The organism is Bacteroides sp. D55t1_190419_B8 (genome assembly GCF_015558905.1).
In the GTDB taxonomy this organism is placed as follows: domain Bacteria; phylum Bacteroidota; class Bacteroidia; order Bacteroidales; family Bacteroidaceae; genus Bacteroides; species Bacteroides vicugnae.
Map to the genome: position 1 here is coordinate 1 of NZ_JADMOU010000018.1, position 14,897 is coordinate 14,897.

A 14,897-nucleotide genomic window follows, 5' to 3' on the forward strand; every position below is an offset into this window, starting at 1 on the left:
GTAACCCCCATAAAAAATAGAAAACGTACAACAAAGGCTCCATATGCCCTAAGGGGCACACGAAGCCCTATTTCGTTCCTTTAAAAGGAAGAGGTCATTCCTCGGTGTGCAACGGGTCGTTCCTTTTAAAGGAACGACCCGTTGGTTTTAAAGGAAAGCCATCATTTGTAACCATTTGAATTTCAACTTCTTACTAAATTAAAATTCCGTCCCCGTACCCATGGAATTTTCTCTAACAAACACGACGGAATCTGCCGACTCAAGCGGCAATTAGCATACAAGAAATTTCAACAATTCAAAATTCAAATCCCATGGTTACAGTTACGTTTGCCATTAAGCCATATCTGGCGAAGTATATGTATGTCCGGTACGGACTAAGTTCAGAACCTCTATCGCACAACAATCCGCCTTCAAGGCTCCCTATTCCAATCCACCTCTCCCACCTCACTCCCATTTATCACTTCTTACATCAATTATCCGTTCCCCATCCGCAAGGCCTCTCCTGGAAAGAAACAGGAAATATCACTTTTGTTCTTCCCAGCCCAAGGCAAGGAAAGAATCCGGAAGTTTATAATTATTTCGGTCAGGACAGTATCTTTATTATTGAAAAGGAAATTGAGGTGGAAATGAAAGCGGAGCTTTATTCATTCCTACTAGAAAATAAGTTCAAAAATGGGGTGATGTATATAAAGTCAATGCATGAGTTCGTGGTGAAGTACGATATGGTGGAATCAGTGGAAGAGGAAAGTTTGATGAGAGGGTTTCAGAGGTGGAGGAAGAAAATGAAAAATGACGCTACGAAGAAATCATACCTTATTTAATAGCGATATCATTTAACAACGACAGGTTATACAACGTTAAAAAAAAAAATATCAGAAACAACCGGCTCTTATTTTCTAAGAATTTACTACTTTTATACCTGCATAAGAACAATGGTAGTATTATGGAAAAAGAACGATATTTCATTCATTTTAAAGGTGGACTGTATAAAATGCTGGGTATTGCCCAGCATAGTGAGACACTTGAAGAGATGGTTGTTTATCAGGCACTATATGGTAAGCATGAAATATGGGTTCGTCCTAAAACTATGTTTTTTGATAAGATAGTACGAAATGGTATTAAAATAGATCGTTTTAAAGAAATAACAGAAAAAGAAATATATGCCTATTACCCAGAAAGAAAAGAAATATCTGAAGAATAAACACAAAGGTGGGAAAAATAATAGCAAAGGAGCTATCTATGAAAGCTACTACACAACTTACCAAATTGTTTCATTTATGAATCAATATATTACCCAATTAAGTAACGTCCACCTAACGACACAACTACATGACGCCTTTGTTGATGATCTTTTTATTGAAGAACCTAATGCTCATAAAACCTATCATCAACTAAAAGATGTGAAAGATTTAACATGGGAAACTAGTAAGTTAAAATATGATTTTAAAAGACAAACAGAGATTTCGTCAGAAAGAAACGAGAACTTCAAACTGAAACTAATTTATTCAAATCCTAATAGTTCAGTATCTACTATTCCTTCTGAAATTAGTTCGTATACAACATCAGAATATTTTCCTTCTTGTTCTAGTATCAACCAATTAATTCTATCACATCCTATATTTAAGGAAGCAATCCAGCAAATAACGGTATCACAACAAGCAGAAAATGATGAATTATTTGGAATTGCAGCTGCTATTTTAGGAGCATGGAATTCTGTTGAACAAGAAAGTGTATCTCTACAACAGATTTTGGATATTGTACATTCAATAGGTAAAGGGTATGTGAACATAAAAACATATCCAAACGTTGAAATATCAGAAAAATGCAAGATTCTCTTAAATCAGTTTGGAATCAGTTTTCTTGAAAAAGGGACTACTGTATACTGGAACTATCACAACATGAATGGAGAGGTTGTCTGGACAAGCGAAATTGAACAAAAGTTACAGAAAGCCAATCCTGCAAATATTTGGGATTTAATGGAATTATTAAGTTGAAATAAAATGAATATGAGAACTTATACCAATATAACATACGAAAAGAACAGAGATATTATTCAATTGATGCATATCTTATCCAATCCCAGTACCTCAATTGAAATTTATCGTAATACCTTCTACAAACTAGGCAAAGCACTAGGAGCTTTGCTGGATGAAAAGAAACATAGCAGGTATGGAAATACCATGCTGGCATGTGCATCAGAAGATGCTGACTGGTTGGCACAAGGTGTTTTAAGCTCTATTTCACAGAAAAATGTTGCATTAGCCGTTTTTTGGAATCAGAGAATCACTTTGGATGAAACAACAAAATTGGAATATAGTCCGATTGTAAAATCTTATATAGAACCGATTGAAGAGTGTCAAACTCTAATTGTTGTAAAATCAATTATAAGCAGTTCCTGTGTGGTAAAAACACAACTAACCAGATTGGTGGAAAAAATGAACCCGCTTAATATTTATATATTATCTCCAGTAATGTATAAGGATGCTCAAAAGAACTTGCAAAAAGAGTTTCCTGAATCTATAAGCAATAAATTCGAATTTCTGACATTTGCTATCGATACATCCAAAGATGCGCAAGGAAGTGTATTACCCGGAGTTGGTGGAATGATATACCCCAAACTCGGATTAGGTGATATACATGAAAAAAATAGATATATACCCAATCTTGTCAAGGAACGAATGGCGCTATAACAAAACAGGGAAATTAAATTTCATTAGTATACTCGTATTTATTAAAAACTTTAACTTTCATCAAATCAGCCAACGAAACAGCAAAAGCACTTGCTGACAAATTTCCTTTCTTATATCCATCTAAAAGCCTTATATCCCATTTCATGCCTTCAAATTCAGGTTCAGGTATTCCTTCTATATTATAAATTAAATAGTAATCTCCCGAAGGTTCTTTATACCCTATTTTTTCCAACTTCTCTTTCGAAAAGATCCGAGGCCCTTTAGGAAGCAATTTATATAATCTTCCAGTCAATAATTCTCCTTCTCCATGTAACAATAAATAACGCGCAGATATAACCTCTTTACTCAAATGTAAAGAACCATTAGCACTACCAGTACGAGTATTATATAATTTTCTTTTTAGAATCCAATCTAATTGTTGTTCATTTTTATAATACCCAATTAAGACGTATGTCTCATCAGGTAATAAATCACGATTTTTCCCATAAGGTTCCGGTAAAGGCTCACGTAAACTACGACTATTATTTTTACTCAATATAGAATATGTATGATAAGCTAGCTTCTCACGTAAAGAGGTGCGATTTAAGAAATTATCAGCTACATCATCAAAAAAAGTTAGAAAAGCCTGTATACTCTTATCATAATCCTTAGGCGAAATAGCAAAGGCTCCTAGCCCAGGAATGATTTCATGAAAGCCATGAATAACTTGATTTTCTGTTCCTGGATAAAGGATATAAGCTCCTCCTGTTCTTCGAATAGCATCTTTATAGGCATGCATTTTTAATAAATCAGCGCGCTTATAAGTTCCTCGCTCTTCCTCTCGCTTCATCTCCGATAAGTCATCGGATACTTCATCATTATTCTTATTTGTATTGTCACGAAGAAATAATTGTTCTATTCTATATTTCGCATCAAAATGTATATGCGTAATCAACTCTTCTCGTTCAGCTTCTTCACTAGTTATGTCTCCTGGCCATATTGTCAATGTATAGTCGGGACGAAAATTCCGAGTCCAGCTTCCTGATAATTGATAGTTATCTGTATAACTAAAAGTTCGATTATAAGAAAAACATATATTTAATTTACGACTATCTGTCTCATATATGCCACTCAACATAATCATTTTACCTTGCTTTAAGGTTAGGTTTAACTCATTACTACAATCAATGAGCTCTTCTTTACTTTTTGAGGGAATGTGAAACTTCTGGCTCAAAACATCTAATAATTTGAAGAAAAGCCAATACTCGTACAATCTGGCAACATCCTTTTTTCCTGCTCCATACACATCTTCACCACCTTGCCAAGTAAGTCGAGCAGCCATATCAAACATTAACCATTTCTGAAAGATTTCCCGATACCCTTCTTTTCTTTGTAAAATTGGACTATTTAAAGGCAGTACATTTATTTCTGAAATATTGCGGAACAAAGGATATGACAGATACTGTAACAACTTCTCACAAACTAAAGAAGCTTCCTGTTTTAATCGTTGTCTAGCCTTAGAATGATGTTGTATAGAAGAACAAAATGTTAAAAATGAACACAATACATGCTTTATAAAACGATTTTCTGGAATATCGGCAGTTTCTTTTCTAAAAGCAACAGGTACACAGCGTGGCAATGTATCGAAACGATCTTTCAAAGGATGTTGATTAGACAAAGAAACTCTATTAGTTGCATGAGCAAGTTGCCTTAGCGTATGTTGCCCCCAACGTTTTACATTACAAAGTTGTCTTTCTTCTTCTGAATCAATCCATCTCTTAACTGGAGACAATTGAATCTGATACATCGCATCTGCAAAAGAGTCGCTATCAACAAGCGAACGAACAAAAGCAAAACGCTGATAATCTGATCTAGGATCTTTAGTTATATCTACCTCATAACGTTGTATCACAGGGGAACTTTGCTGCATAAGTAGTTCTGTACAAAACTCTGTGATATCCTCTAACATTCTACGGTAGTCATCACGATAACCGACTTTGGCAGAACGAATCTCAAAAACAACCTCACCTACCTTTTTATTATCTTTTTTTTGTAAAACATCAATACTATATGTACCCACATAAATTCCTGTAGATATACATCCACGACTAATCGCTTGGCGACTTTTGCTATTAGTTAAAATATCTCTATCTTCTTGTAAATAGTAGCTATTCTTATCAAGCTCAAAATCATACATACAACCTTCTTGTAATTGAAAAGGAGATTCTCCATATTCTTTGGCATCCTCACTTTTAAACAAAGTATTCTTTCGCCTAGCAAAAACATATAAGGTTATACAATCACCATTATTTAAAGCAATATGTATTGATAACTCATCCATACATCATGCTTCAGCAAAACTAGTAAAACCATTATCCAACGCTACACAATACATACGCCATATTTTTTCTGCAGACAGCGGATATTTAAATTGGTCATTGTGAACAAACTCTATTGTATTTTCCAGGGTTAACTCGGAGCCCTTAACAAGGCAAAGATTCCATAATGCTTTTAGTACAGGTTCCACTTTCTTACGAGAACCATGTAGTTTTGGCAACAATTTTTGTATAATTGCGGCATCAACAATAGCATCACCTTCCAACTTTGTGTTAACTTTCTCTGCTAAAGCCATAAATCGAAAAATCTCACAGGCTGTGCGATACCCAAATTCTGCATGTATCTTTTTCAACTCATAAAAGAAACATTCTAAAGAAGCAATAATAGACGCTTTACGTTCTTCAGGAATTTGCAAGTCCCAAGAATTAACTGCCATATTCACAAAGGAAGTTGCTTGCTCAACGCCTTTATTATTGATAATATCTTTATGAATAGGCTGAAGCTTCTGCAAGAAATCTTTCATGTCCTTCTCCATAATACGAAATTCTAAGACATTAGCACGGTCTAAAACCTTAGGGCTAAACATATAAGTCGTTTCATCTACATTAATCGTTCCTATAATAAATAAGTTACGAGGCAATTTTATAATAGAAGTAATTTCTTTATCTACACAATTCTTCATTAAAGGAATCCCTTCTTCTGACTCCATTACACTCAAAAAATCAGAAAAGTAACGTTCAACATAACTTAGATTCATTTCATCAAGAATTAAGAAATATGGCTTTCTTGGATTCTTGTTTGCTTCTATTATAAGATCCAATGCTCCATTATCTGGTTTTACATAAGCCCCTTTTTCCAGTGCATTGGGATATCCAATCAAGAATTCTCGATTTGTCCAATCTGCTCCAACAGGAATCATACAAACCTGTTTATCTATATCTTCACAAATCCACTTTGCAAACATCATAGCTAATTGTGTCTTACCAGAACCAGCTAAACCACTTAAAATAACAAAAGGTTTTGTCAACAATGACAAAATAAAACGAGAAACAAACTCTGATGAGAAAACAAGCCCTGTAGAATTTAAATCACTCATAAATGATTCAGGCTCAAAATCTTTTTCGTCGTACTTTTTACTTTGACCTGATAAAGCAATCAACGAGTTTTTATCTGAAGTTACTATGCTCTTATACTGGGCTATTATTCTTTTCAAGTCTTCTTCAATTAAAGTATAATTCAAAGGTTTGGTTGTATCGTACACCGCATAAACATAAGAATCTCCATATCTATCCGGTATTATATTTCTTTTTTTTAAATAGGAATTAATCGTTTCTACATTAGTATCTAAATTCCAGGTAACAACTGGCACAGTCCCTTCGCTGACACCATAAGCCAATACCAAAATATTATATTTTTTATAAAAGAGATATACAGGATATATTCCATTACTTGTTTTTTGTCCCTGTGCTAAAAAAGAAATCCATGGTACACGTGCTAAACTGGCCATTCCAAAACTTACTTTCACTTGTAAATCATCAAAATACCTTATATAATCTTTGGTTTTCAAACTATTACCTTTAGCTTGTTCCAAAAACTTTACTAATGTTTCCGATATAGAATTGGATTCGCTCTTCAAAACTATTTTAAAACCATTATCTTTCAATATCTTAAAACAAGTAGTACCTTTTCCGCCTTCAAATTCATTACGATCTAATTCTTCTCCATTTGCAAAAATATTAGCATAAGCCAAAACCAATTTAGGTGGAAACCTTTTTCCATTGTATAACAGATCATAAGTGGACGAATGAGCTTGAGGTGGAATACCTTCTTCTTCTATTTTACGGATACCCTGAAGAATATCATCACGTTTTATGTTTCTAGGTAATTCTTTCATAATAAAGTTATTTACACTTTTAAATATCCTAACTAAATCATCGTAAAAGTACAAATTATTTATATAAATCAAACCAAAAACGGATAAATCACAATTATTATTTAAGAGAATTGTTTTCAAATACACATAATCCACAATATATACAGAAATAATTCCAATATAAAATCACATATAGCCTATATTTAGATGCATGTACACGATAGTTCTCAAAAAAGATATGACGATTCCAAACTACATTCAAAATATTTTTGTTACATTCACAGCATGAAATGCAGAATTATACTCATACTATTAGCTATTCTCTTTTTTACAGGATGCTATAACAGAGAACAGATTTCCCGGCTCGACGAGGCGGAAGCACTGTTACAAAATAAGCCGGATAGTGCCTTAACAATATTACAACAACTCAAATCAGAAGGCAGTCAGGCTGAACAGGCCAGATATGCGTTGCTTTATTCCGAAGCTTTAGACAAAAATCATATCAAAGCAACAAATGATTCGCTGATTCGTCGGGCTTGGGAGTATTACAAACATCATCCCAAAGATTTACGCAGTCAATGCAAAACTCTCTATTATTGGGGAAAAGTCAAACTGCGCGCAGGAGACAAGCCGGGAGCGTTACGCCTTTTCCTGAAAGTTGAAGAGAAATTGAAAGATACCAATGAACCTTATTATGCAGGGCTTTTATACAGGCAGATCGGTGAAGTGTATTATGAACAGATGAACTATAGCCGGGCTTATCATTATTTTCGCGAAGCTCGCAATAACTTCCGACAATCTGATAACACTCGCGAAGAAACAGAATCAACTCTTGATATGGCAGCCGCAACTTTTCATTCGAAAGATATAGAGAAAGCTATGCGGCTCTATTCTGCCGCCCTTGATTTAGCTGATGAGCACAAGTACGATAAGTTAGCCAAAGCCAGTCTCACCAATCTTGCCTCTCTTTATGTGGTGTCAAGCAAAAAACAGATTCCTCATGACCTGCTGCAACGTATCGAACTCTCTGCCCGACAAGATACGTTATACGGATATCATACATTAGTAGATGTGAATCTTCTAAAGAACCGTATAGACAGCGCACGCTACTATCTGGCACTCGCAGAAGCACACACAACCGATATTCGTGATATGGCAGACCTGCAATATACCGCTTATCGGATTGAAGCACAGGCCAGGAACTTCGAGAAAGCGACGGAGAAGATACATCATTATATCTATCTGACTGACTCACTGACACGTTCGAATATGCAATTCTCTGCCGGTATGGTGGAACGTGATTATTTCAAGGAACGATCCAAATTTGCCGAATACCGGATGAAGAACCGTACTATTTGGGAGATTGCCGTAGCAACCGTAATTCTTCTGATAATAGGGGTAGCATACTACATCATCCGCCAACGTCTGCGCTTGCAACGCGAACGTACCGACCGCTATCTGCTATTGGCAGAAGAAGCCAACTCTCAATACAAAACCTTGACAGAATACATGGAAGGACAGCAGAATGCGGAAAATCATTTAAAAGGTTTGGTAGCTTCACGCTTTGACATCATTGACAAACTGGGAAAAACTTACTACGAGCGAGAGAATACTGCATCGCAACAGGCAGCCATGTTCCACGAAGTGAAACAGATTATCACTGATTTTGCAGAGAACAATGAAATGCTGCAAGAGCTGGAACTTATCGTGAACACCTGCCATGACAATGCTATGGAAAAACTACGGAATGATTTTCCGGCAATGAAAGAAGCTGACATCCGGTTGCTCTGCTATATTTTCGTAGGTTTTTCTCCACAAGTAATCAGTTTGTTTATGAAAGATACCGTTGCTAATGTATATGCCCGTAAATCACGACTCAAATCACGTATCAAATCGGCAGAATCCACTAATAAAGACCTGTTTTTAGCACTTTTCGGATAGGTGTTAGACCAGTGTTAGAAATCCCCAAAACACAGTTTAACTAATACACTGAATACCAACATATTCAAAAACAAAGTGTTAGATTTATCAGATTACTTCATAACTCAAAATTGATGCGATCTTACTATTTTTGCATTCGAAAAAATGAAAAAAGAAAAGATTATGAGAAAGATTGTTATTCTACTATGCACCATGCTTTTCATGGTAGCATGCGAAAAAGGAAATGAAGAAGTGAGAGAAGCTAAGGTAATAGTAGCCGTTTATGATGAGAATGGAAAAATTATAACGGATGTTCCCGTGAAAATGTATAATGAAAAAGATTATAGGATTTTTGAAAAAGATAATTTAACCCGACCTACTGCAGTCATCCAAACAAATGAAAGTGGTATAGCAACCTTTGTACTACCACGCGAAGAATGGTTCGCAACACAATCGCAACGGTTACTGACATTCGTGGTACAAAAAGGAGGCGGTCCCGACAACTACCAGATATGGTCTGCCGGCAAAACTGTAGAAGCCGGAAAAGTCATAAAAATTGAAATACGTTTAACCCAATTCCCTAACTAAACTTTTAGCACATGAAACAAACTAGACTCTATATAGTTGTGGCATCTTGTTTGCAAATAATTTTAGGAGCTGTATTATTAAGTTGCAGCACCGAAAATGATGAATACAAGAAAGATTCACCTTCGGCTGAAAATCCTTCTGAATCCACCGGAGCCTTACTTGAGGATTTCTCCATAGAACAATTGCCCGCAAAAACAATTTATGCATTAGGAGAGAATATAGACTTAACCGGCCTTAACGTGACAGGAAAATATGATGACGGGAAACAACGACCTGTGAAAGTTTCTCCGGAACAGCTTAGTGGTTTCTCTTCATCTGCGCCTGTCGAAAAACAGGAAGTAACCATCACAATAGAAGGAAAACAGAAAAGCTTTTCCGTTCAGATTTCACCCGTCCGTGTAGAAAATGGAGTATTGACGGAAGTTTTGAAAGGACATAATGAAATCACACTTCCCAATAGTGTGAAGTCAATTCCTAAGGCTGCTTTCAGAGGTAGTCAAATAAACAAGGTGGTACTCAACGAAGGATTGCGATCTATTGGAGATATGGCTTTCTTTAATTCAACCGTTCAGGAAATTGTATTTCCGACGACTCTGGAACAACTTGAAGAAAACATATTCTATTATTGCCGGAATCTGAGAAAAGCAGATTTGAGCCGGACTAAGCTCACCAAACTTCCCGCCAGCACTTTTGTATATGCAGGCGTTGAAGAAGTGCTGTTACCTGTGACACTGAAGGAAATCGATGCGCAGGCATTTCTTAATACTTCCCAACTGAAAACGATTGAGATTCCGGAAAATGTAAGAACAATAGGTTTGGAAGCATTTCGGGAAAGTGGTATTACGACCGTGAAGCTGCCGAATGGTATTACAACTATAGCTCAAAGAGCCTTTTATTACTGTCCGGAATTAACGGAAGTGACAACCTACGGAACCGTTTTCAATGATGATCCCGAGGCTATGATTCACGCCTACTGCCTTGAAGGATGTCCGAAATTAGCTCACTTCGAAATCCCTAAAAGTATTCGTATATTGGGGCAGGGATTACTGGGTGGTAATAGAAAAATGACTCAACTAACCATTCCGTCAAACGTCGCACAGATTAATTTTTCAGCTTTCAATAATACAGGTATTAAAGAAGTAAAGGTAGAAGGGATAACACCTCCGCAGGTATTTGAAAAAATATGGTACGGATTCCCGGACGATATTACTGTCATTCGTGTTCCTGCCGGATCTGTGGAAAAATACAAGAATGCAAATGGTTGGAGGGATTTCACAAACAAAATAACAACGTTTTAACAGTTCTCTATTTTTTCGATTATAATCCCAAAAGTTGGTTTAACATCCACTTTTCCGATTATAATCGAAAAATTCATTTTATTAGGACATATATTAAATCTCCCCATTCACTCCCAATCCAAACAGGGCAAAATCGCCCAAACAAGGATCCTCCGGAAAGACCTCACCCAATGCCATCGTTATCTGACGGGCATTTTTCAAAGAAAAAGTTTCCGTATCTGTCAACTTGAAATAATGCGCTACCCGGCAGACATGTGTATCTAAAGGAACAATCAAATCTCTGCGATCAAAACTTTCCCAAATCCCCAAATCGACCTCCGAATCCCGACGAATCATCCAACGCAAAAACATATTCAGTTTCTTTTGAGGACTTTTGGCAGAGACTTCAAGAAATGCACATAACTTTTCCATTGGTATTCCGGGATATAACATCAAAGCTTCCTCCAGACTTTCAAACTGTGTATAAGCTGTATATAATCGCCGAAAGTATCCATAAAAATCAGCATACGACAACATCCGATAAAAGCTATTGGTCGCTCCCGAAGGAAAATCCTTCTCCCACTGGCGGGACAATACATATTGATAAGGTGAATCTCCCATTAATCTATGCAGTTCGTCCGCCTTCTTCAATATCTGTTTGCGATTGCCAAAACTCATAATTGCCGTCAACAGACCACTGATTTCAATATCCTGTTTCAACGTATATCGATGAGGGAACTGCACCGGATCACTTATAATAAAGTCAGCACGATGATAAATCTCCGCACACATCAAAAGTTTATTCTTTATATCTTCAGTCATTTTGAGAAAGTATCAAGTATTGAAAGCACAAAAGTACATATTCTAGTTGGATTTCCTCTTTAAGTAAATGACGGATCGTATCCCTAATAAAATAACAAACAGATATTCTGCCGTCATATACACAGTCAGAGAAGCATGAAAACATTCACTTAACAGATACAGATAAATCAAATATACCAGAATAGTGATTAACTGGAAGATAAAAGCGAGCTGCGTCTTTCCTGTACCGGTAACAGCATTAATATAAACATATCCGGGCAGTGCAAAAGTATAATTCAACAGCATAACTATAAAAGGATAGAAAGCTAATCTCACCAGATTATCGTTATTCGTATAAAATCCGACAATCCATTGATTGCTCCAAAGAGCTATCCCTATCAACGGAAGTCCCACCACATAGCCCAGCTTAAGAACTTTACGACAAACAGGAAAAAGTTCTTTCCCCGCTCCTGCTCCAATCAAATTACTGACTAACGCTCCCGTAGTGGATACCAAAGATAATAAATCTTACTTTATATCACAATGTGGTACGGTATTAGCAGATTACTTATAGTAAAGAGATGTATTAAAAACATTGATTACAATATTAACAGATTGATTTATAGAGATATACTATATTCTAAAGCTAAAGAATGATTCTTAAATATCTTTCTCTTTTGAAAAAGGGCATATCATTTTGAAAAGAGTAGTAACCAATAAATAACCAGATAACAATGAAAGTTTGTAAATTCGAGAAAATTAAAGATGAGGATGAAATGAAGCAAGTAATCAATTGTATTCAGAAAGAACATCCTTATGTAGCTGTAGTCCCTATATTGGCACAATTACAGGAGTGGTTACAGGCTATTTCCATCAGTTGGTTTCACGAAGAAGATGAAGCTTCTCATGCCACAGTCAATGCCATCGAAACATATTGCTGTGCCCTTGCCAATCATCTCATTACAGATTCGCACCTAAATCAGGAAATTAAAAACCGGATTCTGGAATGCATAAAGAAAATACATATACTTGTAGAAGACAAAACAGATTTACTGATTGATAAAATGATAAAAGCGGAAGTATACGGATTATCCAGTGATTTATTCACTTATTGCTTACATCAACAGGGTCTTCGTGCCCAAACATTAGATACCGGCAAACTTATACAGATCAATCTGGAAAGAAAGCCGGATATCCCATATATTCAGGAATCTATCCAACAATACATTGACGAGAACCGGAATGTAGATATTTTTATCGCCCCACTTTCCATTTGCAGGAATGTGTATGGTGAAATAGACTTCATGAGCGAACAACGCAACGATTACTATGCAACAGTGCTTGCCACCCTATTCAAAGCGGACGAAATACTGTTATCCACCCCTATCAATCATATCTACGCAAACCGGAATTGCCTGCGAGAACAACATTCACTAACTTACATAGAAGCCGAACAACTGATTAACAGCGGAGTACACCTGCTCTACGCAGATTGTATCACCCTTGCGGCACGCTCTAATATAGTTATCCGCCTAACCGATACACACGATCTGTCAACAGAACGCCTCTATATATCTTCCCATGACACAGGCAACAGTGTCAAGGCCATCCTCTCACAGGATTCGGCTACCTTTGTACGTTTTACCTCATTAAATGTATTGCCCGGATATTTGTTTATGGGTAAGATATTGGAAGTTATCAACAAATATCAAATCAATGTCATCTCAATGGCCTCATCCAATGTATCCATCTCGATGATGCTGACAGCCAGCCGGGACACCCTGCGAATCATTCAAAGGGAACTACATAAATATGCCGAAATGGTTATGGACGAAAATATGTCTGTGATACATATCATCGGCTCCCTTCATTGGGAACGCACACAAGTAGAAAGTCATATTATGGATACTATCAAAGATATCCCCATATCTCTCATTTCTTATGGAGGAAGCGATCATTGTTTCACACTATCTGTACATACCACAGATAAAAACAGACTGATTAGTTCACTGTCCAGACAATTTTTCGAGAGTCAGTGCGCAGCCTGACTCAAAGCCGGATAAAAAGAAACCGGAAATGTATGCTTAGATTTTATATTCCTCTATCTTCCGGTACAGGGTGGTAAGTCCGATTTTCAACAAACGGGCAGCTTCCGTTTTATTCCCTTTCGTATATTCCAACACACGTGCAATATGTCTGCGTTCCATTGCGGCCAACTCAAAACAGCCTACACTATCGTCCGAACATTCATAATGAGTGTTCTGGATTTCCAAAGGAAGGTCGCAGATATCCAGCCGTCCCCCTTCGCATACAATCAGGCTACGCTCAATCACATTTCTCAATTCACGGATGTTCCCTTTCCACGGCTGTTGTTCCAGAGCTTCCAGAAAAGCGGGAGTCATCTCATTGATGGCATACGAAAGTTTTTCGGAGAAACTCTTGGCGAAAGCAGTTGCAAGAATCCGGATATCACCGGTACGTTCACGGAGCGAAGGAAGATGCACCTGAAAAACCGAAAGACGATAAAACAAGTCTTCACGGAAATGTCCTGCTTTGATCTCCTCCTGCAGGTTGCGGTTGGTAGCAGCAATGATACGCACATTGACTCTTGTCGGCTTGGTATCACCGATCTTTATATATTCTCCCGTTTCAAGGATACGCAGTAACTTTGCCTGCAGTTCGAAAGCCATCTCTCCGATTTCATCCAGAAAGATCGTTCCGTTATTAGCTTCTTCAAAAAGTCCTTTCTTATCCTTCAGCGCACCGGTAAACGAGCCAGCCTTATGTCCGAACATCTCGCTTTCGAGCAATTCTTTGCTGAAAGACGAACAGTTGACTGCCACAAAATTCTGTTTGCTCCGTTTACTACTATAATGTATAGCTTGCGCAAAAACTTCCTTTCCTGTTCCTGTTTCCCCCGTCAGTAATACGGGAACATCTGTCACAGATACCTTCTGCGCCAGAGATACAGCCTCTTTCAACACCTTTGACTCACCCAGAATAGAATCGAACGAGTACATCTGCCCGACTTTCTTTTCCAGTTTTTCCAAACGGACATTCATCTTTGCTTTCTCCACGGCACGGCTGATTAAAGGGATAATCTTGTTATTATCATCTCCTTTTGTTATATAATCAAATGCACCGTTTTTAATAGCCTGCACCCCGTCGGGAATATTGCCGTGAGCAGTAAGAAGAATCACCTCTACATTGGGAGCTATTTTCTTGATGTTCAACACCAGATCCACTCCGTTTCCATCAGGAAGAAAAACATCGCATAAAGCTACGTCGGGCGATTGAATTTCCAGTTGTTTGATGGCAGCTTTGCAATCACCTGCCTGACACACTTCATAGCCCTCAAGTTCCAGCATACGAGCTAAAAGACTGCGAATCTGGACTTCATCGTCAATAATAAGAATTTTACTCATACAATTT

12 protein-coding genes and 1 pseudogene are annotated in these 14,897 nt (G+C 37.1%); 8 read left to right on the plus strand and 5 right to left on the minus strand.

Features of this window, described 5'->3' with window-relative positions:
• The first annotated feature begins 311 nt into the window (after positions 1 to 311).
• The 4 genes from I2I13_RS15290 to I2I13_RS15305 all read left to right on the plus strand — a co-directional run bounded on the left by I2I13_RS15290 (position 312) and on the right by I2I13_RS15305 (position 2,690).
• Positions 312 to 821, plus strand: a complete 510-nt coding sequence (locus I2I13_RS15290) for a hypothetical protein (protein WP_195649905.1) — start codon at positions 312 to 314, stop codon at positions 819 to 821.
• Positions 822 to 943: 122 nt separating this feature from the next.
• On the plus strand, positions 944 to 1,201 hold the full coding sequence (locus I2I13_RS15295) for a DUF1653 domain-containing protein (protein ID WP_009000142.1): 258 nt from the start codon (positions 944 to 946) through the stop codon (positions 1,199 to 1,201).
• Entirely contained in the window at positions 1,161 to 1,994 is an 834-nt protein-coding gene (locus tag I2I13_RS15300) for a hypothetical protein (RefSeq protein ID WP_195649906.1), read from the plus strand. The genes I2I13_RS15295 and I2I13_RS15300 overlap by 41 nt, the downstream gene beginning before the upstream one ends.
• A gap of 12 nt (positions 1,995 to 2,006) precedes the next feature.
• Positions 2,007 to 2,690: a hypothetical protein gene (locus tag I2I13_RS15305; protein WP_229128654.1), complete on the plus strand. Its 684-nt coding sequence runs from the start codon at positions 2,007 to 2,009 to the stop codon at positions 2,688 to 2,690.
• Positions 2,691 to 2,703: 13 nt separating this feature from the next.
• On the opposite strand, the gene I2I13_RS15310 is transcribed toward I2I13_RS15305, so the two are convergent.
• Positions 2,704 to 5,010 (minus strand): DUF2357 domain-containing protein, encoded by a 2,307-nt coding sequence (locus tag I2I13_RS15310; protein ID WP_195649908.1) that lies wholly within the window; start codon positions 5,008 to 5,010, stop codon positions 2,704 to 2,706.
• A 3-nt stretch (positions 5,011 to 5,013) separates the two neighbouring features.
• Positions 5,014 to 6,900: an McrB family protein gene (locus tag I2I13_RS15315; protein WP_195649909.1), complete on the minus strand. Its 1,887-nt coding sequence runs from the start codon at positions 6,898 to 6,900 to the stop codon at positions 5,014 to 5,016.
• 264 nt (positions 6,901 to 7,164) lie between these two features.
• Between I2I13_RS15315 and I2I13_RS15320 the strand changes: the two genes are divergently transcribed.
• The 3 genes from I2I13_RS15320 to I2I13_RS15330 all read left to right on the plus strand — a co-directional run bounded on the left by I2I13_RS15320 (position 7,165) and on the right by I2I13_RS15330 (position 10,685).
• Positions 7,165 to 8,820, plus strand: a complete 1,656-nt coding sequence (locus I2I13_RS15320) for a hypothetical protein (RefSeq protein ID WP_148367112.1) — start codon at positions 7,165 to 7,167, stop codon at positions 8,818 to 8,820.
• A gap of 162 nt (positions 8,821 to 8,982) precedes the next feature.
• Positions 8,983 to 9,387 carry a hypothetical protein gene (locus tag I2I13_RS15325; protein ID WP_195649910.1) on the plus strand — a complete coding sequence of 135 codons (405 nt, stop codon included), beginning with the start codon at positions 8,983 to 8,985 and terminating at the stop codon, positions 9,385 to 9,387.
• A gap of 11 nt (positions 9,388 to 9,398) precedes the next feature.
• Positions 9,399 to 10,685: a leucine-rich repeat protein gene (locus I2I13_RS15330; protein ID WP_195649911.1), complete on the plus strand. Its 1,287-nt coding sequence runs from the start codon at positions 9,399 to 9,401 to the stop codon at positions 10,683 to 10,685.
• A 93-nt stretch (positions 10,686 to 10,778) separates the two neighbouring features.
• Here the strand turns inward: I2I13_RS15330 and I2I13_RS15335 are convergent, their stop codons facing one another.
• Both I2I13_RS15335 and I2I13_RS15340 read right to left on the minus strand, forming a co-directional pair.
• Positions 10,779 to 11,486, minus strand: coding sequence for a TIGR02757 family protein (locus tag I2I13_RS15335; RefSeq protein ID WP_195649912.1), 708 nt, complete (start codon positions 11,484 to 11,486; stop codon positions 10,779 to 10,781).
• A gap of 42 nt (positions 11,487 to 11,528) precedes the next feature.
• Positions 11,529 to 11,984 (minus strand): annotated as a pseudogene (locus I2I13_RS15340) (MATE family efflux transporter); the annotation flags it as partial.
• Between the two features lie 215 nt (positions 11,985 to 12,199).
• Between I2I13_RS15340 and I2I13_RS15345 the strand changes: the two are divergent.
• On the plus strand, positions 12,200 to 13,513 hold the full coding sequence (locus tag I2I13_RS15345) for an aspartokinase (protein WP_195649913.1): 1,314 nt from the start codon (positions 12,200 to 12,202) through the stop codon (positions 13,511 to 13,513).
• 36 nt (positions 13,514 to 13,549) lie between these two features.
• Here the strand turns inward: I2I13_RS15345 and I2I13_RS15350 are convergent, their stop codons facing one another.
• Positions 13,550 to 14,890 (minus strand): sigma-54 dependent transcriptional regulator, encoded by a 1,341-nt coding sequence (locus tag I2I13_RS15350; RefSeq protein ID WP_195649914.1) that lies wholly within the window; start codon positions 14,888 to 14,890, stop codon positions 13,550 to 13,552.
• Positions 14,891 to 14,897 lie beyond the last annotated feature (7 nt).